18 protein-coding genes are annotated in these 21,325 nt (G+C 33.4%); 13 read left to right on the top strand and 5 right to left on the bottom strand.

The annotated features are described in order from the left end of the window. Positions 1-55: 55 nt before the first annotated feature. From ACVCXO_RS11910 to trkA, 3 genes are all read right to left on the bottom strand, one after another. Positions 56-319: a hypothetical protein gene (locus tag ACVCXO_RS11910; RefSeq protein WP_452229809.1), complete on the bottom strand. Its 264-nt coding sequence runs from the start codon at positions 317-319 to the stop codon at positions 56-58. Positions 320-567: 248 nt separating this feature from the next. Beyond that, a complete protein-coding gene (locus tag ACVCXO_RS11905) occupies positions 568-2,070 on the bottom strand; it encodes a TrkH family potassium uptake protein (protein WP_452229808.1) in 1,503 nt (500 codons plus the stop codon). Beyond that, positions 2,071-3,420 carry a Trk system potassium transporter TrkA gene (gene trkA / locus ACVCXO_RS11900; RefSeq protein WP_452229807.1) on the bottom strand — a complete coding sequence of 450 codons (1,350 nt, stop codon included), beginning with the start codon at positions 3,418-3,420 and terminating at the stop codon, positions 2,071-2,073. Positions 3,421-3,641: 221 nt separating this feature from the next. On the opposite strand from trkA, the gene ubiE reads away from it, so the two are divergent. Beyond that, positions 3,642-4,367: a bifunctional demethylmenaquinone methyltransferase/2-methoxy-6-polyprenyl-1,4-benzoquinol methylase UbiE gene (ubiE, locus tag ACVCXO_RS11895; RefSeq protein WP_452229806.1), complete on the top strand. Its 726-nt coding sequence runs from the start codon at positions 3,642-3,644 to the stop codon at positions 4,365-4,367. Between the two features lie 3 nt (positions 4,368-4,370). After that, on the top strand, positions 4,371-5,084 hold the full coding sequence (gene porT / locus ACVCXO_RS11890) for a type IX secretion/gliding motility protein PorT/SprT (RefSeq protein WP_452229805.1): 714 nt from the start codon (positions 4,371-4,373) through the stop codon (positions 5,082-5,084). A gap of 373 nt (positions 5,085-5,457) precedes the next feature. Here the strand turns inward: porT and ACVCXO_RS11885 are convergent, their stop codons facing one another. Then, complete coding sequence (locus ACVCXO_RS11885; protein WP_452229804.1) at positions 5,458-6,177, bottom strand: TrmH family RNA methyltransferase; 720 nt, start codon at positions 6,175-6,177, stop codon at positions 5,458-5,460. Between the two features lie 102 nt (positions 6,178-6,279). Between ACVCXO_RS11885 and tamL the strand changes: the two genes are divergently transcribed. The 6 genes from tamL (at position 6,280) to ACVCXO_RS11855 (ending at position 15,664) form a co-directional block, all read left to right on the top strand. Further along, positions 6,280-8,799 carry a translocation and assembly module lipoprotein TamL gene (gene tamL / locus ACVCXO_RS11880; RefSeq protein ID WP_452229803.1) on the top strand — a complete coding sequence of 840 codons (2,520 nt, stop codon included), beginning with the start codon at positions 6,280-6,282 and terminating at the stop codon, positions 8,797-8,799. 121 nt (positions 8,800-8,920) lie between these two features. Further along, complete coding sequence (fbaA, locus tag ACVCXO_RS11875) at positions 8,921-9,988, top strand: class II fructose-bisphosphate aldolase (protein ID WP_452229802.1); 1,068 nt, start codon at positions 8,921-8,923, stop codon at positions 9,986-9,988. Between the two features lie 296 nt (positions 9,989-10,284). Next, positions 10,285-11,142: an acetyl-CoA carboxylase, carboxyltransferase subunit beta gene (gene accD, locus ACVCXO_RS11870; protein ID WP_452229801.1), complete on the top strand. Its 858-nt coding sequence runs from the start codon at positions 10,285-10,287 to the stop codon at positions 11,140-11,142. A gap of 149 nt (positions 11,143-11,291) precedes the next feature. Next, on the top strand, positions 11,292-11,561 hold the full coding sequence (gene rpsO, locus ACVCXO_RS11865; RefSeq protein WP_452229800.1) for a 30S ribosomal protein S15: 270 nt from the start codon (positions 11,292-11,294) through the stop codon (positions 11,559-11,561). Between the two features lie 243 nt (positions 11,562-11,804). Then, positions 11,805-14,045, top strand: coding sequence for a polyribonucleotide nucleotidyltransferase (locus tag ACVCXO_RS11860; RefSeq protein ID WP_452229799.1), 2,241 nt, complete (start codon positions 11,805-11,807; stop codon positions 14,043-14,045). A 221-nt stretch (positions 14,046-14,266) separates the two neighbouring features. Next, positions 14,267-15,664 (top strand): glycosyltransferase, encoded by a 1,398-nt coding sequence (locus tag ACVCXO_RS11855; RefSeq protein ID WP_452229798.1) that lies wholly within the window; start codon positions 14,267-14,269, stop codon positions 15,662-15,664. Between the two features lie 50 nt (positions 15,665-15,714). Here ACVCXO_RS11855 and ACVCXO_RS11850 read toward each other — a convergent pair whose 3' ends face one another. After that, positions 15,715-16,605, bottom strand: coding sequence for a LysR family transcriptional regulator (locus ACVCXO_RS11850; protein ID WP_452229797.1), 891 nt, complete (start codon positions 16,603-16,605; stop codon positions 15,715-15,717). Between the two features lie 145 nt (positions 16,606-16,750). Here ACVCXO_RS11850 and ACVCXO_RS11845 point away from each other — a divergent pair, with 145 nt between their 5' ends. The 5 genes from ACVCXO_RS11845 (at position 16,751) to ACVCXO_RS11825 (ending at position 21,097) form a co-directional block, all read left to right on the top strand. Further along, the gene (locus tag ACVCXO_RS11845; RefSeq protein ID WP_452229796.1) at positions 16,751-17,479 is read left to right on the top strand and encodes an SDR family oxidoreductase; all 729 of its coding nucleotides are present in this window, start codon (positions 16,751-16,753) and stop codon (positions 17,477-17,479) included. A gap of 480 nt (positions 17,480-17,959) precedes the next feature. Next, positions 17,960-18,325 carry a VF530 family protein gene (locus ACVCXO_RS11840; protein ID WP_452229795.1) on the top strand — a complete coding sequence of 122 codons (366 nt, stop codon included), beginning with the start codon at positions 17,960-17,962 and terminating at the stop codon, positions 18,323-18,325. A gap of 133 nt (positions 18,326-18,458) precedes the next feature. Next, a complete protein-coding gene (locus tag ACVCXO_RS11835; RefSeq protein ID WP_452229794.1) occupies positions 18,459-19,010 on the top strand; it encodes a TetR/AcrR family transcriptional regulator in 552 nt (183 codons plus the stop codon). 53 nt (positions 19,011-19,063) lie between these two features. After that, positions 19,064-19,924: an SDR family oxidoreductase gene (locus ACVCXO_RS11830; RefSeq protein WP_452229793.1), complete on the top strand. Its 861-nt coding sequence runs from the start codon at positions 19,064-19,066 to the stop codon at positions 19,922-19,924. Between the two features lie 309 nt (positions 19,925-20,233). Next, complete coding sequence (locus tag ACVCXO_RS11825) at positions 20,234-21,097, top strand: sigma-70 family RNA polymerase sigma factor (RefSeq protein ID WP_055442537.1); 864 nt, start codon at positions 20,234-20,236, stop codon at positions 21,095-21,097. Positions 21,098-21,325: the final 228 nt, after the last annotated feature.

Genomic DNA, 21,325 nt, shown 5'->3' with positions numbered 1-21,325 from the left:
AGATTTTTCATTATTCTTCAACGTGAATAGCATCAATTTTCCTAAAGACATCGTTTTATATATAAATAATAATTAGTGACATTAATATGCTAAAAAGGAAACCAAAAACAAGCATTCGTTTTAATTTTAATTGTTTGTTTTCCCGCTGTAAACGCGTTTCAATTTTTTTCAAATCTTGTTCGGTCGCAGTATTCGGAAACTCTAGTCTTACACTAGTATAGCTCCCTCCATACGCTTTACGTTTACTACGTTGTGCACGCATTTTTTCGTTATTCTTAAGAATAGTAATCATTGCTTGTGCAGAACCACCAAATCCCATAATTTTCAGGTTTTAAAAGTGAAACATTAAATTTTAGACAATAGAAGTGTATTACAAGAATGTAGATTCTTATTTCTATTTAAATACTATAAAAGATTATTTTGAGGTTTGCTCAAAAGAGCATCCGTTAACAATCGAGTACAAAGCTGCTTTACATATATGTAGTCTTTTTTACACAAATGTTACACTTTTTATATGGTAAAAGAATTTCTTCCGAAGAATACTAAAAGAAAAGTATGCAAAAGTTCTTATCTATTTCGCCAGAAAAATGGTGTAAATAATATAAGTACCGTAAACAATTCTAATCTACCAATTAGCATCAAGAAACTACACCACCATTTCCCTAAATTAGGTAATGCTGCATAGTTATTTACAGGTCCAAAATCGCCGAGTGCAGGACCAACGTTACCTAAACTAGAAGCTGCCAAACCGACCGAAGATTCAAAATTTATTCCCATCATAGAAAACACCAAAGCCCCAACAATAAAGGAAAGCATATAGAGAATAAAAAAGGCAAGTATATTAAATACAATTTCTTTAGAAATTGCTTTTTTATTATACCGAACAGGAACAATAGCATTAGGATGCAAAGTACGTTTAAACTCTAAAAAACCATTTTTAATTAACACTAAATGGCGTACTACTTTTACACCTCCAGAAGTACTTCCTGCCGATCCACCAAGAAACATAATACCAAAAAAGAATACCACTAAAAATGGCGTCCATAAGGTATAATCTGCGGTTACAAAACCAGTTGTTGTTATTACAGAGATCACTTGAAATAGAGCATGACGAAAAACACTTTCTGCTTTCCCCCAAACCATAGGATGCGCTATTGTTGACTCTGTAAGATCTGCCCTAAAATAAATTATCAAAGACACAATTGCTGTAAAAATAATTATAAACCTAAAGTAAAACTTAAACTCTTCATCATGAATAATTTTTTGCACTTTCCCTTTAAAAGCAAAATAGCTTAACACGAAGTTTGTTCCCGCTAAAAACATGAATACTATGATTATATATTGAATAACGGGTTCATTATTCCAATATGCAACACTCGCGTTTTTAGTAGAAAAACCTCCTGTAGATAAAGTACACAAAGAGTGATTTATAGCGTCAAAAAAGGTCATTCCTGCCGCTTGCAACAAAATAGTTTCAGCAATAGTATATCCAAAATAAATAAGCCATAGACGTTTTGCAGTATCTGTTATTCTAGGATGTAGTTTATCGGTACTCGGTCCCGGAGCTTCCGCTGCAAAAAGTTGCATTCCTCCAATTCCTAAAAGCGGTAAAATAGCAATTGCAAGTACAATAATACCCATACCACCAATCCAATGGGTTAGGCTTCGCCAGAATAAAACACCTTCAGGAACTGCTTCAATATCGTTTAAAATAGATGCTCCTGTTGTAGTATAACCGGACATCGTTTCAAAAAAAGCATCCGTAAATTGCGGAATACTTTCTGTAAACACATAAGGTAGCGTCCCAGATAGCGACATAACAATCCAACCAAAAGTTACCACAATGTAACCTTCCCGTTTATTCATTTCTTTGCTATGTTTTCTAGTATAAACCATACCAAAAACACCCACTAAAAGCGTTACAATTCCGGAAAGGAATAATTCTAAAGTAACACCGTCTTTATAAATTAAACTTATGAGTGCAGACAGCAACATAAAACCACCATTAAACAATAGCAGTAATCCGAAAAAATGGAAAATAATTTTGTAGTTAAGCTTTATTGCTCTCATTTACAAGAATATTTTTTCAACGCGCTTAATAGATCTTGGTAAGCAACATACTACCACATTATCGTTTTCTTGTATTCTAAAACTACCTAATGCGATATGTCCTTTTCCGTCTCTAATAACACCACCTATAATCGCCGACCTAGGAAAATCTACGTCTTTAATAAGTTTGTTGTTGATTTCTGATTTCGTTTTTACCTTAAACTCTAATAACTCTGCATTCATGTTATTCAGTTTGGTCATTGCAACCACTTCTCCTTTACGGATATATCTAAAAATATTATTTGCTGCAAGTAGTTTTTTATTGATCAGTGTATCAATTCCTATGGATTGTGATAATTCAAAATAATCCATATTCTCCACAAGGGCAATCGTTTTTTTCACACCTTTAGATTTTGCCACTAAGCAAGACATAATATTGGTTTCTGAATTTCCTGTTACAGAAATAAAAGCATCCATATCTGCAATATTTTCTTCCTCTAGTAAATCGACATTTCTACCATCTCCATTTATTACTAGCACTTTTTCTAACTCGTCTGCCAAGTCAAAAGCATGTTCTTTATCTTTTTCAATAAGCTTTACATTAAAACTTTTTGCGCATAGATCTCTGGACGTTTTGTAACCTATTTTACTACCTCCAAGAATCATTACATTTTTAATTTCGGCGTTACTTTTTCCTGTCATTTTACACAACTCATCTCCGCCGCCTTCACTAGTAATGAAAACCACATTATCGCCTTCTTTAAATTGCGTATCTCCTCTAGGAATAATGGTATATTGTGTACCAAAACGCTGAATTGCAATTGGCACAAAATGAATTTCAGAAAACAACTGAGCTGCTTCCCTTACCGTTTTACCCACAAAAGATGCCGTTCTAGCCAAGTTTAAACCAACCATAGTAAGTGCTCCTTCTTCAAACTCATAACTATCATTAAATGCTGACTTATTAAGTAAAAGACTAATCTCTGCAGCTGCCAAAGCTTCTGGAGAGATCAATTCATCGATACCTAATTCTGTAAAGCCAACTTCTTCTTTGTGTAGTATAAACTCTGTATTAGAAATTCTAGCAATAGTACGTTTTGCTCCAAGTTGTTTTGCCAAAACGCAAACTGTAATGTTTGTAGTTTCAGAGGCGGTTACCGCAATCACTAAATCACTTTGTTTAACGTTCGCGTCTTTTAGAATAGAAATCGATGTAGCATCTCCTTTTATAACTTTAATATCTAAATGATTATCTGCATAAGACAGACTGTCTTTATTAGTATCTATTAAGGTAATTTCTTGCGATTCGTAAGACAATAATTTTGCTAAATGAAATCCTACTTCACCAGCTCCAGCAATAATTATTTTCATCTATTGTTACGTATTATTTTTAAAAGGTCAGATGTAATATGCATTTTATAAATATACAAAATATTAAAAATTTTGTGATACATGTTTCATTTGTGGTTTTAACAAAAAAGTATGCAAATATACTCAAATTATTAAGATACAAATAAGATGCATGTATTTGATTTGATTCCTCAATAAGTATTTAAACAAAAAAAATATGTAGTTTTGCCAAAAAAATAGATTTGTCGAAAATAAAACCATATAAGGATAGTGATTTAGGTAAGAAAGAACAAGTTACCAAAATGTTTGATACTATTTCTAAAGATTACGATGGCTTAAATAGAGTTATTTCTTTTGGAATTGATATTTCATGGCGAAAAAAAGTGGTGGCAATGGTTAAAGAAATGCAACCAAAAACCATTTTAGATATTGCAACAGGAACTGGTGATCTTGCTATAAATCTAGCAGAAACAGATGCCGAAAAAATTGTAGGCTTAGATATTAGCAGTGGCATGCTTAATATTGGTAAGACCAAAATAAAAAAACGTGCCTTAGAGAATACTATTGAAATGGTTTTGGGAGACAGTGAAAACATGCCTTTTGAAGACAATTCTTTTGATGCCATCACCGTTGCTTTTGGTGTGAGAAATTTTGAAACGCTAGAAAAAGGTTTAAAAGAAATACACCGCGTTTTAAAACCTAAAGGTACTTTTGTTATTCTAGAAACTTCTATGCCAACAAAAACACCTTACAAACAAGGTTACAATTTTTACACAAAAAATATTTTGCCTTTAATAGGTAAAATGTTCTCTAAAGATAGAAGTGCGTATAAATATTTATGTGAATCTGCTTCGGTTTTTCCTTTTGGAGAAGCTTTAAACAATATTTTAAGAAAAACGGGGTTTATTAATGTTAAAGATTTTCCCCAAACTTTTGGTGTGGCAACAATCTATAAATCGTCAAAATAATTTATGAAAAATATACTTGTCATAATAATCACCCTTTTTATTTATCAATCTTCTTCTGCACAACTATTTAGTAAGGAGAAAATAAAAAACAATGAAAACGTAGATAAAGCTCGTTTAAGCTATGGTTACTACCTTGGATTTAATAGTTATGATTTCAATTTTGACTATTACGAAGACAAAAAAGATATTCAAGTAGAAACAAGCACCGGTTTTAATGTTGGACTTATTGGAAACTTAAGAATTAACGATTACATAGATATTAGATTAGAGCCAGGCTTATCAATAACTTCTAGAAATTTAATTTATGATGAAAGCTATTTTGATGGAACAGAATTCTCAGATGCAGATTTAATACGAGAAGTTAAATCTACTTATATACACATCCCATTATTAGTGAAACTTTCTACAAAACGACTTAATAATTTCAAACCTTTTATAGTTGGTGGTATCTCTACTGCATTAAACCTTTCTAGTAATCAAGACAATCCGGACGATAATTCGGCTGGTGAGTTTAGAATGAAAAAGAATAATTTGTTTTACGAAATTGGCTTTGGTATCGACTTCTATATGTTCTTTTTTAAATTCACACCTTCCATTCGTGGTATATTTGCATTTAATGATGAAATTGTTCCTGATGTAGATCCTAATAGTCCTTGGACAGGAAATGTTTCTAGCATGCAAACTAGAGGTATGTTTATAAACTTGACTTTTCAATAATCTAGAATACAGAACACTGCCTACCAAACACTGTTTACTGAACACTGTTTACTGAACACTGTTTACTGAACACTGTTTACTGAACACTGTTTACTGAACACTGTTTACTGAACACTGTTTACTGAACACTGTTTACTGAACACTGTTTACTGAACACTGTTTACTGAACACTGCTTACCGAACACTATTTACTGAACACTGTTTACTGAACACTATTTACTGAACACTGTTTACTGAACACTGCTTACTGAACACTGCTTACTGAACACTGCTTACTGAACACTGTTTACTGAACACTATTTACTGAACACTATTTACTGAACACTGTTTACCGAACACTGTTTACCGAACACTGTTTACTGAACACTGTTTACTAACCCCGCTTAAACTCACTCAACAAAATAGCGGTTGCTGTTGCAACGTTTAAACTTTCTGTTGCTTGCAATTGTCCAAACCTTGGAATACTAATTCTTTTTGTTACTAAAGCTTCCATAGCTGCAGAAATGCCATTAGCTTCGTTTCCTAAAACCAAAATACCTGCATTTGGCAATTCGCTTTTATATACATTTTCGCCATCCATAAAAGCACCAAAAACTTCGGTATTACTTTGCTTTAAAAAGTTTTCTAAATTCAAATAACTCACATTAACCCTGGTTATCGAGCCCATAGTTGCTTGCACTACTTTAGGGTTATAACAATCTACAGTAGCATTACTACAAACCAGGTCTACAATTCCAAACCAATCACACAACCTAATAATGGTTCCTAAATTGCCAGGATCTCTAACAGCATCTAAAGCAACAATTAAACGGTTAGTCTTTATTTCGGTAGCATCCGGAATTCTAAAAACTGCCAAAGCGGTATTTGGTGTCGTTAAAAAGCTGATTTTTTTTAATTCCTTTTCCGAAATAACCGTTTCTTCTATGACATCCATTTCAAAAGACGTTGTAGTAAAAACATGATACAGTTTTAAAGAAGAATTTAATAGCTCTTTTATCGTTTTTAAACCTTCAGCAACAAACAAGCCTTCCTGCTGTCTATACTTTTTTTGCTTTAAACTAGTTATTAATTTTATTTGGCTTTTGGATAACATGTAAATAATGTATTTTTGAAACTATAAAAGGTTTTTACGGGTTAAAGATGAAACCTTAAATTCATTAAAGCAAAATTAGTATTAATTTATCACATAACATTCTTGAAATCACAACCCTTTAATATAGTATTATTTGTATTACTTGCAATGTTTTTTGCTTCTTGTGATACCGTTAAAAGAGTTGGCGAAAAGGAACACTTACTGGTTAACAACACTATTGTGGTGAATAACAAAAAAGTAAATTCCGAAAGAATAAACAATCTTTTATACCAAAGCCCAAACCGAAAACTTTTAGGCATCCCACTACGTCTACATATTTACAACACTGCAAGACCAAACATTGACTCTATTGTAAACGAAAAAATAAACAGAAATCCAAAACGTAAGAAAAGGCTAGAGCGCTTTTTATCTAAAAAACAACTAGACAACTACTTACAAGCAAAAATAGATTTTAATTCTTGGATTAAAAAAACAGGGGAAGCTCCGGTAATTATTAAGGAAGCCAAAACAAAAAAATCATTAGATCTTTTAAAAGCGTATTATTTTAACAATGGGTGGTTTAATGTTAAAGCTAGCTCAAAAATAGACACACTTAGCAATAAAAAAGCAACTGTAGATTACATGGTAAATACTGGCAAAGCTTATTTTGTAGATTCTCTAACCACATCTATTGATTCTCCTATTTTAGATTCTCTATATAAAACGCAATCGCATAAATCATTCCTTAAAAAAGAACAATACAAAACAAGTACGTTCGATAACGAACTACAACGTATTACAGAGCATTTTAAAAATTCTGGTGTATATCATTTTAGTCAAGAATATATTTATTTTGAAATGGATTCTATTGACAACAACCAAAAAGTATTGGTGGATTTACAAATAAAAAATCGCCAGGTTAGAAAACAAGATTCTGCTTACAGAATCCCTTTTAAAATCTATAAAGTTAAAGACGTAAATATTTTTACCAATAGTTCTTACGAAAACAGAAATAAAACGATAACCGATACTTTAACTTATAACGGTTATAATTTATTTAGCGTTGGTAAAATGCGTTTTAAACCTAAAGCACTAACCGATGCTGTTTTTATTACCCCAAATAGCATTTTTAAAGACATCAGCAAAACGCGCTCTTACCGACATTTAAGCAACTTGAAAACGTTTAAATACCCGGACATAGAATATATAGAAAATCAGGATACCACGCTAACTGCAAACATATATTTATCCCCTTTAAAGAAATTTAAGTTTGGTTTTAGCGCAGAAGTTTCGCAAAGCGATATACAAACCGTAGGTTTTGCTTTAAACCCTAGTATTTTAATGCGTAATGTATTTAGAGGCGCAGAAACCCTTGAACTCTCTGCTATTGGATCTATTGGTGCTTCCAAAGATGCATCCACTGATGGCGATCCGTTTTTTGACATTAATGAAATAGGTGCAAACCTTAGATTAACCATACCTAGATTATTCTTTCCTTTTAACACCGAAAAAATAATACCTAAACACATGTTTCCCAGCACTATCATATCCTTAGCTATGTCTAGTCAAACAAATATTGGTTTAGATAAACAAACGGTTACAGGAGCTTTTAACTATAAATGGGTTCCAAACAAAACGGTAACCAATAGATTAGATGTTTTTAATGCGCAATACGTAAGAAACTTAAATACTGATAATTATTTTAACGTTTATCAAACCTCTTATGACAATTTAAATACTATTGCACAAGATTTAAACTACAATACAGACAATGCAGATTTAAGCATTCCAGATCAGGCTAATCTTTTTATTGCTGATGTATTAAACGGAAACACTTCGTTAACCTCAAGTAATGAGGATTACCAGACCATTTCTGCTATTAGCGAGCGTAAAGATAGATTGACAGAGAACAATCTTATTTTCTCTTCAAATTACTACTATACCAAAGATAAGCGTGAAAATTTATTCGATGAAACCTTTTCTATTTTCCGATTTAAACTAGAATTAGCGGGAAATGTTTTTTCCGCAGCATCGAGTGCTTTTGGCTTACAAAAAAACAGTAACGATCAATATGAGTTTTTTAATGTAGCATTCTCACAATATGTAAAAACCGAGTTCGATTATATTCGCCATTGGGATTTAGGAAAAAAGAATGTACTTGCAGCGCGAGGTTTTATTGGTATTGCAATTCCTTATGGCAACTCTACCAACATACCGTTCTCTAAAAGTTTCTTTGCCGGAGGCACCAATGATAATCGCGCATGGACAGCCTACAGCCTTGGACCAGGAAGCTCTGGATCAAACAATGAGTTTAATGAAGCAAACCTAAAACTAGCTTTTAGTTTTGAAAACCGATTTAATGTCTTTGGAGATGTTAACGCAGCACTTTTTATCGATGTCGGTAATATCTGGAATGTGCTGGATGATGTAGAAGATGACAATGCAACTTTCACCAGTTTATCCTCTTTAAAAGACATAGCAGTTGGTTCTGGTTTTGGAATTCGATATGATTTTGGTTTCGCAGTAGCAAGATTAGACTTAGGCTTTAAAACCTACAACCCTGCAGATGATAACAACCGTTGGTTTCAGGACTACAACTTTGGAAATGCGGTCTATAACATTGGTATAAACTATCCGTTTTAAGCCATTTATAACGCAAACGTTATCGTATAATTTTCCGTTAAGAATCCACTTATTCTTTAATAATTATTTAAAAATTTCGTACTTTTGGATAAACAAATTATCAACAAAAATAAATAATAAAATGGCACATAACATAAAACCAGGAGTTGCAACAGGTCGTGAAGTACAAGAAATTTTCAAACTTGCTAAAGAAAAAGGCTTTGCTTTACCAGCAGTAAATGTTATTGGTTCCAACACTATAAATGGTGTTTTAGAAACTGCAGCGGCATTAAATGCTCCTGTAATTATACAGTTCTCAAATGGAGGTGGTGCTTTTAATGCAGGAAAAGGACTTAGTAATGAAAACCAAAAAGCAGCAATTGCAGGAAGTATTGCAGGTGCAAAACATGTCCACTTAATGGCAGAAGCTTATGGGGTCCCTGTTATTTTACATACTGACCATTGTGCAAAAAAATTATTACCGTGGATAGATGGTTTATTAGATGCTAGTGAGCAACATTTTAAGGAAACTGGCAAACCATTGTACAGCTCACATATGATAGATTTAAGTGAAGAACCACTAGAAGAAAACATAGCAATCTGCAAAGAATATCTTGCCAGAATGAGCAAAATGGGAATGACCCTAGAAATAGAATTAGGTATTACTGGAGGAGAAGAAGATGGTGTAGATAATAGTGATGTAGACGAGTCTAAACTATACACGCAACCAGAAGAAGTAGCCTATGCCTACGAAGAGTTAAGCAAAGTAAGTGACCAATTTACCATTGCAGCAGCATTTGGTAATGTACATGGCGTTTACAAACCAGGAAACGTAAAACTTACTCCAAAAATCCTTAAAAACTCTCAAGAATTTTTATCTAAAAAACACAATTTACCTCACAACCATATTGATTTCGTATTTCATGGTGGATCTGGATCTACATTAGAAGAAATAAGAGAAGCAATAGGTTATGGTGTTATTAAAATGAATATCGATACCGACATGCAATACGCTTTCATGTCTGGAGTTAGAGATTACATGGCAGAAAAAACAGACTACTTACAATCCCAAATTGGTAGTCCAGACGGACCAGAATCTCCAAATAAAAAATATTACGACCCAAGAAAATGGTTAAGAGAAGGAGAGATTACCTTTGTAGAACGCCTTAAAAAAGCATTTGAAGACCTTAACAACGTAAATACGCTTTAAAATTATTTTGGCGTTACCCAAAAGGGTCGGGCTTTCACAAGTCGCAATCAAAGATGTGCTCCAACAATTGCTCAATCCCTAACGCAAATCCAGGTAATTATAAAAATTAAAATTCCGTTTAAACTGAATACAATCAGCACTTAAACGGAATTTTTTATGCATTAATAATACAACACAACAAGATAGCTACATCTATTTTTGAGTTGTATTAATAAAATGAGTAATTTTGTACACTTATTTTATTTTAAATAAGAACGAACTAAATTAATTTTAGAAAACTAAAATCGTAAATCTATATGGCTTGGTTTAAAAGAAAAGAAAAAGGGATAACCACCTCGACTCAAGAAAAAAAAGACACACCAAAAGGCCTTTGGTACAAATCACCAACAGGTAAAATAGTAGACGCAAAAGAACTAGAAAAAAACTTTTACGTTAGTCCAGAAGACGGTTACCATGTACGAATTGGTAGTAACGAATATTTTGAAATACTTTTTGACGACAATAAATATAAAGAGTTAGATGCTAAACTAGAATCTAAAGACCCTTTAAAATTTGAAGACACAAAAAAGTATCCAGACCGTTTAAAAGCAGCACAAGAAAAAACCAAATTAAAAGACGCTGTACGTACAGCCGTTGGTAAATCTAAAGGAAAAGATTTAGTAATTGCGGCAATGGATTTTAGTTTTATTGGTGGATCTATGGGAAGCGTAGTAGGAGAAAAAATAGCTCGTGCCGCAGACTATGCCCTAAATAAAAAACTACCATTCATGATTATCTCTAAATCTGGAGGAGCACGTATGATGGAGGCAGCATTATCTCTAATGCAATTAGCAAAAACCTCCGTAAAACTAGCACAACTTGCAGATGCAGGAATACCTTATATTTCATTATGTACAGATCCAACCACTGGAGGAACCACAGCTTCCTTTGCCATGTTAGGAGATATTAACATTGCAGAACCCGGAGCATTAATTGGTTTTGCCGGACCACGAATTGTAAGAGATACCACTGGAAAAGAATTACCAGAAGGTTTTCAAACCTCAGAATTTTTATTAGAACATGGTTTTCTAGACTTTATTACACATAGAAAAGAATTAAAAAACAGAGTAAATCTGTATATAGATTTAGTACAAAACCAACCTTTAAGAGCTTAAAGATTAACACACTAATAAAAAAGACCTTTATTTTTTAAAAATAAAGGTCTTTTTTATTTTTTATATATCTATATAAATAAAAATAACTATATTTGCCGCTCGAAAGATAGGCTTTCGTGTACATAAAAATCATTTACAACAATATTAGCATGTATTTAGATCAAAAAGCAAAAGAAGAATTATTCAAAAAACACGGTGGTAACGCAAAAAACACTGGTTCTGCAGAAGGACAAATCGCAATATTTACGCAAAGAATTGAGCACTTAACACAACACTTAAAAAGTAATCGTAAAGATTATAATACAGAGCGTTCGTTAGTAATGTTAGTAGGAAAAAGAAGAAGCTTACTAGATTACTTAATTAAGAAAGATGTCTTAAGATATCGTGCAATAATTAAAGAATTAGGATTAAGAAAATAATCTCGATACAAAGACCACGCTTAACGGCGTGGTTTTTTGGTATAAACTAACAACGTTACAGTGTCATTACGAGGAGTGTAACGACGTGGTAATCTCTTCCAAAAGAAACAGATTGCCACATCCAAACAAAAATGTTTGGACTCGGAATGACAAAAAATTGAAGAAGCTAAATTACAGTTTTTCATTGGCCACAACAACTACACAACACAACTACCAATGTTTAATTAGTATTAAAACTTATTTATGATTCCAAAAGTATTTAGAGAGGTCATAGACCTTGGTGATGGTAGAGAAATTTCTATCGAAACCGGAAAATTAGCAAAACAAGCGCATGGAAGCGTTGTTGTGCAATCGGGAAAATGTATGTTATTATGTACAGTAGTTTCCAATTACGAACAGAAAGATCTTAATTTTCTTCCTTTAACGGTAGATTATAGAGAGAAATTTGCAGCTGCAGGTCGTTATCCAGGTGGTTTCTTCAAAAGAGAAGCAAGACCAAGTGATGGTGAAGTATTAACGATGCGTTTAGTAGACAGAGTTTTACGTCCATTATTCCCAAAAGATTATCACTCTGAAACTCAAGTGATGATTCAGTTAATGTCTCATGATCCAGACGTTATGCCAGATGCAATGGCAGGATTAGCAGCTTCGGCAGCTATTCAATTATCAGATTTCCCTTTTGAATGTGCTATCTCTGAAGCTAGAGTTGGTCGTATAGATGGTGAATTTGTAATCAACCCAACACCAGCACAAATGGAATTGTCTGATTTAGACATGATGATTGGTGCTTCTGCAGATTCAGTAATGATGGTAGAAGGTGAAATGGATGAAATTTCTGAAGAAGAAATGGCAGATGCAATTAAGTTTGCTCATGAAGCGATTAAAGTACAATGTGCTGCTCAATTAAGATTAGCAGAAGCATTTGGAAAGAAAGAAGTTCGTGAATATGCAGGAGAAAGAGAAGAAAAAGATTTAGAGAAGAAAGTGCATGACATGGCTTACGATAAAGTGTATGCTATTGCAAAAGCTGGATCTGCTAAGCATGAAAGAAGTGCTGCTTTTCAACAAATCAAAGAAGATATTAAAGCTACTTTTTCGGAAGAAGAATTAGCAGATTATGGTGGTTTAGTTTCTGACTATTACCGCAAAGCGGAAAAAGCTGCCATTCGCGATTTAACCTTAAATGAAGGTTTACGTTTAGATGGTCGTAAAACCGATGAGATCAGACCTATCTGGTGTGAAGTAGATTACTTACCATCAACACATGGTTCTGCAATCTTTACTCGTGGAGAAACGCAAGCTTTAGCAACCGTAACTTTAGGAACTTCTAGAGATGCTAATCAAATAGATATGCCATCTAAAGAAGGTGAAGAACGTTTCTATTTACACTATAACTTCCCTCCTTTTTGTACTGGAGAAGCAAGACCAATTCGTGGAACATCTCGTAGAGAAGTTGGACATGGTAACTTAGCACAACGTGCATTAAAAGGAATGATTCCTGCAGACTGCCCTTACACAGTAAGAGTAGTATCTGAAGTATTAGAATCTAACGGTTCTTCTTCTATGGCAACAGTTTGTTCTGGTACCATGGCACTTATGGATGCTGGTGTGCAAATGACAAAACCTGTTTCGGGTATTGCAATGGGATTAATCTCGGATGCAGAATCTGGAAAATATGCTGTATTATCTGATATTTTAGGAGATGAAGATCACTTAGGAGATATGGATTTTAAAGTAACTGGTACTGCCGATGGTATTACTGCTTGTCAAATGGATATTAAAGTAAAAGGTCTTTCTTACGAAATTCTTGTAAATGCTTTACAACAAGCACGTGCTGGTCGTTTACATATTTTAGAGAAATTGACAGATACAATTGCTACTCCAAATGCAGATGTAAAAGAGCATGCTCCTACCATGGTAACAAGACGTGTTCCTAATGAATTTATCGGAGCCTTAATTGGACCTGGTGGAAAAGTAATTCAGGAAATGCAAAAAGAAACAGAGACTACAATCGTTATTAACGAGGATCCTGTTACTGAAGAAGGTATTGTTGAAATTTTAGGTGTAGGTAAAAAAGGTATTGATGCTGTTATGGCAAAAATAGATTCTATCTTATTTAAACCAACAGTTGGTAGCGTTTACGAAGTAAAAGTAATCAAAATGTTAGATTTTGGTGCTGTTGTTGAGTATATGGATGCGCCAGGAAACGAAGTTTTATTACACGTAAGTGAATTAGCTTGGGAACGTACAGAAAACGTAACCGATGTTGTAAACATGGGAGACGTATTTGATGTAAAGTATTTTGGACAAGATCCAAGAACACGCAAAGAAAAAGTTTCTAGAAAAGCTTTGTTACCAAAACCAGAAGGTTATGTTGCAAGACCACCAAGAGATGATAAACGTTCTGGTGGACGTGATAACAGAGGCTCTCGTGACAATAGAGGTCGTGATGACAGAAAACCAAGAGAAGATAAAAAGGATTAATTCTTTTTAGCTCTTAATATATTTAAAAGCCTATTCATTAATTTGAATAGGCTTTTTCGTTTCCTTCTTTAAATCACCATTTTAGGATAGGAAAAGATCCCTTATCATTTTCATTCCATAACCCATCAAATTATAAATTTTTCTTAAATAAATATTTATAAACATCTAAACCAAAGCTTGTCACGTACATCTATTTTAAGTCAACCCATCCAAATAGATTTATGACCAAAAACACTAGTAATCTCCAGCCAAATCATAAAAAAAGAGAATCCAAAATTACGTCTTTCTTCCGAAGTAATAGAAAATTAGAAAACCCTCAAAATAGAATAGTTCTTTTAAGTACTTTTTTACTCCTACTAATAGGGGTTTACTTTTTTTATGTTTTTCATACCGATTTTGAAACATTCAATACCAATAATATGGAATCTTCTCTTGGCGTTAGCTTTATGCTTATTGCAGCAACCCTATTTGCTTATAAATTAATATTTTTCACATATACCGCATACAACTTTATAAAATACAAACCCGTTGCTTCTGTAACAGACAATGAATTACCAACATGTACGGTAATTGTGCCTGCTTATAATGAAGGAAAACAAGTATGGGACACCTTGATGAGTCTAGCAAAAAGTGATTATCCAGAACATAAAATTCAGATTATATCTATAGATGATGGCAGCAAGGATGATACTTGGGATTGGATGCTGGATGCTAAAGATAAATTAGGAGATCGATTAGAAATCTACCAACAACCTGAAAACCAAGGAAAACGTCACGCCCTTTACCGTGGATTTAATTTAGGTACAGGAGATATTTACGTGACCGTAGATAGTGATTCTATTGTTACCGAAGATACCCTTAGAAATCTAGTTAGTCCGTTTGTTAATAACGAACAATGTGGTGCCGTTGCAGGAAACATCCGTGTTTTAAATAACAAAAAGGAAATGCTTCCTAAAATGTTGGATGTTAGTTTTGTAATGAGTTTTGAATTTGTACGATCTGCAGAAAGCAATTTAAATTCCGTATTATGCACACCAGGAGCTTTGGCTGCATATAGAAGTACTGCAGTATTTAAATGCTTACCAGAATGGATAAATCAAACATTTATGGGACAACCTTCAGATATTGGTGAAGATCGCGCCATGACAAACATGATTTTAAAACAAGGGAAACATGTACTATTTCAAAAGAATGCGGTTGCATACACCAATGTTCCTGAAGAATATTTAGGTTTATATAAAATGTTTATCCGCTGGGGTCGCAGTAATGTACGTGAAAATCTAGAAATGTCTAAATACGTTTTTACAAACTTTAGAGAAGGCGAAAAAATGGGAACGCGTTTATTATTTATTAGTCATTTCTCTAGACTTGTTATGAGTTATCCATTACTAATTTTTATGCTATTTTTTATTTTGATACATCCTTTACTATTTGTAGGATCTACTTTGGTTAGTATCTTAATTTTATCGACTTTTTCTTTAGTATTCTTTACCAATAGATATAAAACATCCCAAGGATTTTGGGCTTATACCTATAGTATTCTATACACCTTTGGTCTATTCTGGATTACACCTTATGCCATAGCTACAGCCAATAAAAGTGGTTGGTTAACACGTTAATAGATATACGAAATAAAAGGAGTCTATCTGCATAAATACTAACAGATCAACTATTTAGTCTGCACTTTTTTATAAGCGCCCAAATCACTAAACTTATTTCCTTTTAATTCATTTTTAGAAAAATGATTTACCATTTTAGCAATTGCAGGATTTTGTAAACTATTACGCGAATAGGCCAAACCTACTTCTCTATAATAAACCGGACCTTTATATGGTCTGGTTTCAAAACCATACCAACCATCAATAAAATATTCTGGTAAAAAAGTCAAGCCCAATCCCGCCATTAAAAGCGTTAAGGTTTCGGTTTTAGTAGAACAATTCCCAACTGTATTCACGGATTGATTAGAAAAATTAAGTATAGAAATGCATTGTTTATGAGCTTCACAAGGCGGACAATGTATAAAATTTTCGTCTTTTAAATCTTCCACTAAATCAATTTCATCTTTTTCTAAAAGAGAATGCCCATTTGGTATGCACAGCACGTAATTTTCTTTCCAAATTGGTAAAAATAAATCTTCTTCATCTTTCCATTCCCGCACTAATAAATTCAGTTCATTTCCTCTTCCTATTTCATTTACATTCCACAACACAGAAGTGTTTAAACGAGTCGCTGTTTTAAAAAATTGCAATTTATATTCTTGTGGTAAACTATCTGCAACACCAATAGTAACTTCGTTGGTTAAGTCTTGCTTCAAAAATAAGTCTGGTAATTCTTTTAATTCCCTTAACAAGCGCTTAGCAATAGGATACAAATAATGTGCTTCATTAGTTAGTTCTACTCCTCTTTTATGCCTTCTAAAAAGATTTTTACCCATCTTTTCTTCCAGCTGCTTTATTCCGTTAGAAATATTAGGCTGTGATACAAAGCATTTTTCTGCTGCTCTAGTTAGATTCTGTTCTTCGTAAACCGCTACAAAAAATTTTAAAAGACGTTCTTCCATTATAAATTTAAATTATGATAAACATAAAAACATAGTATTTTGATGTCATTTTTTGATAGCTTATCTTTGTATTCAATCTAAAACACTTCCGTTAAAATTCAAAAATCAAAATTATCATTAATATTTATTATAACAAAAACATAGTATGGAAACTAAAAAACTTATCGTAATCACAGGAGCAAGTTCAGGATTTGGATTAGAAATGGCGAAAGCATTTTCTAAAGATGGGTATCCGCTTTTATTATTAGCAAGAAGAGTTGAAAAAATGGAGGCTTTACACTTACCGAATACGTTATGCCGAAAATTGGACGTTACCAACAAAGAAAATTTTGAAAAAGTTATCGCTGAAGCGGAAGCAATTTATGGTGAAACCGATTTGCTTGTAAACAATGCAGGAGTAATGCTTTTAGGAGATATAACAACACAAGATCCTGCAGAATGGAAAAAAATGCTAGACGTTAATATTCTTGGTGTTATGAACGGAATGTCTGCAGTAATACAAAAAATGAAAGCGCGCAAAAGCGGTACTATCATTAACCTGTCTTCTATGGCTGGGATACAAGCATTTGAAAATCACGCAGCATATGCGGCTAGTAAATTTGGCGTTAGAGGTTTAACACAAACCGCACGATTAGAGTTATCACCTTATAACGTTAGAGTGATTTCTATAGAGCCTGGAGCAGTGAAAACGGAATTATTAGGACATACAACCGACAAGTCGATAATCGATGATTATAACGATTGGAATCAAAATCTGGGTGCTATAAATATCACAGCGGCTGATGTAGCAAACACCATAAAATTTGCATACCAATTACCACAAGCCGTTTTATTACGTGAAATAATTATTTCAGACACCATGCAAGACGCCTAATCATCGTTTACATACAAATTAAAAATAGCAGTATAAATCCAATATATCTTTGGCTTTTACTGCTGTTTTTTTTTATATAAAATTCTTATTTGTTTTTATTTAAAAATCGAAAACGCCCCTACCCAAAAGCAACTTGTAACCTCAGGAACACAAAACAACTTTCTCGATGCTACCAAAATTCAACATTTGGATTGTTTTTATAGTCGTATAAAACGTACTAGCAAACCAAACGCTTGAGTATTAAAGGAACATCCAATATTAAAAAAATGGGTTACAGAAAACTAAAACATCTTATTTGTAATCGCTGATGCAGAAAAATTCTCAGAATCCCGTAAACTTGCAACAGTAGATAACGTAACAACTTTTACGACCTTTAAAAAGGAGTGTTTTATAAAAATGACACTTTGCGATAGCAAGGTGTTTTTTGTTTAAATTGCAACTATACATTATAAAAAAGAACACCACAAGCCATACACCATAATGGACAAACAAAACAATAACAAAAGTGAGCAGACTAATAAACAGATGCAGCCAGATAAATTGTTGGATAACAACACCAATGAAGATAAACCGACCAAACGCATAAGAAAACAAGCGACTCAAGAGCAGTTAGACAACCCTTTTCATGGTGTAAAACTAGCACAAGTATTAGAGCGTTTAGTAGCACATTATGGTTGGGAATATTTGGGCGACCGTACTAATCTTCGCTGTTTTATCTACAATCCTACCATGAAATCAAGTCTCGGTTTTTTAAGACGTACCACTTGGGCACGAGAACATGTAGAGGACATCTATTTGGAAATGGTGGAAAGAAAAAGAGCGCAAGATAAAATACTAAAAAAATAAATCTTTACTAAGGTTGTTACATCTGCTAAAAAATTGGACGCAAAAGCATATCAAAATCCAACCCAAAAGCCAATAATTAAAATAAAGTTAAACTTTTGGAATAATCATTCCAAAAAAAATATATCTTTGCATCGTGAATAAAAAAGAAGCCATACTATCTGCTGCCATTACGCTATTAACTCAAAAAGGGGTACACAACACACCAATGTCTGCTATTGCTAAAGCAGCAGGCACAGGAATGGGTACGATTTACAACTATTTCCCAAACAAAGAAATATTAATAAATACCATTTACGTCAGCATAAAACACGAAGAAAAAGACCTGTTTTTAGAGTTCGACGCTAACAAATCTATTCAAACGCAATTTGAAACCTACTGCACAGCTATGATTGATTTTTTTATAGCCAATCCTACCTATTTTAAATTTATGGAGCAGTTGCAAGCCTCTCCTATTATTACAGAAGACAGTAGAAACGAAGGCGGAAAATCTATTATTCCAGTTTGCAATTTGCTAACAAAAGGACAAGAAGATGGCCATATTAAAGCCATAAATATAGACGAAATATTAATGTTTATTGGTAGCTCTATAATAGCCTATTTACGTTGGTATTTTAATCAGAAAGCACACAACAAAACATCACTTAGCAACCAAATGCACATGCTTTGGGATGCAATAAAAGCATAAAAAAATTTATTATTAATTTGGAATGAACATTCACTCCAATAAAAACAAAAACTATGAAAAAAAATATATTAATCACAGGAACATCTACAGGAGTAGGTTTTGAAAGCGCTATTCTATTTGCTAAAAATAATTTTAAGGTCTACGCTACCATGCGTAATCTAGACAAAGCAACAGCATTACAAGAGCAAATTGACAACCATAATTTAGACATCCATTTACTCCCATTAGACGTTACAAAAACAGAAACTATAAAAGCTGCAGTAGATACCATTATTAAAAACGATGGAAAAATAGACCTCCTTTTGAATAACGCTGGTGCAGGTTTTGCAAAAACAACTGAACAAGCAACCCAAGCCGAAATAAAATGGGTCACAGACGTAAACTATCTTGGTGTGGTGTATTGTACACAGGCTGTTTTACCACACATGCGCAAACAAAAATCGGGACAAATAATTAGTATTACCTCTGTTGGTGGTTTGGTTGGACAACCTTTTAACGAGCTATATTGCGGAGCAAAATTTGCGGTAGAAGGTTTTATGGAAGCCTTAGCAACCTATGTTAGCGATCCTTTTAATATTAAAATTACGTGTTTAGAACCAGGAGGAATTGCAACAGCATTTATGACCTCAGCCATTACTAAAACAACCACCGAAGGACAGTTAGCAACCGGAGAGTACGCACCTATTTTTAATCAATACATGGCTGGAATTGAAAAGAGATCCAAATTAAGCGAAGTATCACTTTATCAAACCGGATTAGAAGTCGCAACCGTGGCTTTACAAGTGGCACAAAATAACCATCCGCCTTTACGTATTAGAACCTCACAATGGGCTGAAGATTTTTGTAAGCTTAAAACAAAAGCAGATCCAGACGGCACTAAATTAGTTGCAGAAGTAAGAGCTAGTTTTTTGTAGGCTGTTATTTACGTGATTATTATATCTATCTAATTATAAAACCACTTAGCGAAAGCTTGGTGGTTTTTTGTTTATTGGGAGGCTTGGTTTATTGTGGGAATTTGAGAACTTCGTTCGAGGGAGGATATTAGTGATAGCCTGACGTTTTAAAACCATTTTAGGTTTAAAAACGGAACGCCCAAACCTTTATTAATGCTTTGATTTACAATTCATAAAAAATAAATAAACTTTTTTGTAACATTTACTGCTCTTTCTACGTATAACTATGTAGAACGTTTTATTCACACTTAATTTTACACGAGACATTAGATGAGACAACTTAAAATTACCAAGCAGGTTACCAATAGAGAAACCGCATCATTAGACAAATATTTACAAGAAATAGGAAAAGTTGACTTAATTACAGCTGATGAAGAAGTAGAATTAGCACAACGTATTAAAGCTGGTGACCAATTGGCTTTAGAGAAATTGACAAAGGCTAATTTACGTTTCGTTGTATCTGTAGCGAAACAATACCAAAATCAAGGTTTAACTTTACCAGATTTAATTAATGAAGGTAATTTAGGTTTAATTAAAGCGGCTCAACGTTTTGATGAAACGCGTGGTTTTAAATTTATCTCTTATGCGGTATGGTGGATTAGACAATCTATTTTACAAGCATTAGCAGAACAATCTAGAATTGTACGTTTGCCTTTAAATAAAATTGGTTCTATTAATAAGATTAATAAAACGTTTGCATTTTTAGAACAAGCACATGAAAGACCTCCAAGTGCGGAAGAAATTGCTAAAGAATTAGACATGACTATTAACGATGTTAAGGAGTCTATGAAAAATTCTGGTCGTCACGTAAGTATGGATGCGCCTTTGGTAGAAGGGGAAGATTCTAACTTATATGATGTATTAAATTCTGGTGAGTCTCCAAATCCGGATCGTGATTTATTACATGAATCTTTACGTACCGAAATTGAGCGTGCTCTAGAAACATTAACGCCTCGTGAAGCAGATGTTATTCGTTTATACTTTGGTTTAGGAAACCAACACCCAATGACTTTAGAAGAAATTGGTGAAACGTTTGATTTAACTCGTGAGCGTGTAAGACAAATTAAAGAAAAAGCTATTCGTAGATTAAAACATACGTCTAGAAGTAAAATATTAAAAACTTATTTAGGATAGTAATTTTAAAAATTACAACTAAATTACCCCAACAAACAGAATTAGATACCCACTTTCGTGGGTACGAAAGCTGTTCGTTTTTTGATTGATGAAAGAACCCAGAGCTGATTACTCTGGGTTCACTCATTTTAATACTTTCCTTATTTTCTCTTTATCCTTCTAGAAATTTTTATCTTTCCTTTGGGAAGCTACTTCAAAAAGACTTTTCTATATTTGTGCAAACACAAC

This window comes from Lacinutrix sp. MEBiC02404 (assembly GCF_053601575.1).
The sequence above is the reverse complement of the archived record's forward strand: the minus strand, read 5'-3'. Positions and strand labels throughout refer to the sequence as shown.

Coding starts and splice junctions, on each gene's coding strand:
- ACVCXO_RS11905 (WP_452229808.1), bottom strand. CDS start 2,070: ATGAGAGCAATAAAGCTTAACTACAAAATTATTTTCCATTTTTTCGGA.
- ACVCXO_RS11885 (WP_452229804.1), bottom strand. CDS start 6,177: ATGTTATCCAAAAGCCAAATAAAATTAATAACTAGTTTAAAGCAAAAA.
- accD (WP_452229801.1), top strand. CDS start 10,285: ATGGCTTGGTTTAAAAGAAAAGAAAAAGGGATAACCACCTCGACTCAA.
- ACVCXO_RS11860 (WP_452229799.1), top strand. CDS start 11,805: ATGATTCCAAAAGTATTTAGAGAGGTCATAGACCTTGGTGATGGTAGA.
- ACVCXO_RS11910 (WP_452229809.1), bottom strand. CDS start 319: ATGGGATTTGGTGGTTCTGCACAAGCAATGATTACTATTCTTAAGAAT.
- ACVCXO_RS11830 (WP_452229793.1), top strand. CDS start 19,064: ATGAAAAAAAATATATTAATCACAGGAACATCTACAGGAGTAGGTTTT.
- rpsO (WP_452229800.1), top strand. CDS start 11,292: ATGTATTTAGATCAAAAAGCAAAAGAAGAATTATTCAAAAAACACGGT.
- porT (WP_452229805.1), top strand. CDS start 4,371: ATGAAAAATATACTTGTCATAATAATCACCCTTTTTATTTATCAATCT.
- ACVCXO_RS11840 (WP_452229795.1), top strand. CDS start 17,960: ATGGACAAACAAAACAATAACAAAAGTGAGCAGACTAATAAACAGATG.
- ACVCXO_RS11850 (WP_452229797.1), bottom strand. CDS start 16,605: ATGGAAGAACGTCTTTTAAAATTTTTTGTAGCGGTTTACGAAGAACAG.
- ACVCXO_RS11855 (WP_452229798.1), top strand. CDS start 14,267: ATGACCAAAAACACTAGTAATCTCCAGCCAAATCATAAAAAAAGAGAA.
- ACVCXO_RS11825 (WP_055442537.1), top strand. CDS start 20,234: ATGAGACAACTTAAAATTACCAAGCAGGTTACCAATAGAGAAACCGCA.
- fbaA (WP_452229802.1), top strand. CDS start 8,921: ATGGCACATAACATAAAACCAGGAGTTGCAACAGGTCGTGAAGTACAA.
- trkA (WP_452229807.1), bottom strand. CDS start 3,420: ATGAAAATAATTATTGCTGGAGCTGGTGAAGTAGGATTTCATTTAGCA.
- ACVCXO_RS11845 (WP_452229796.1), top strand. CDS start 16,751: ATGGAAACTAAAAAACTTATCGTAATCACAGGAGCAAGTTCAGGATTT.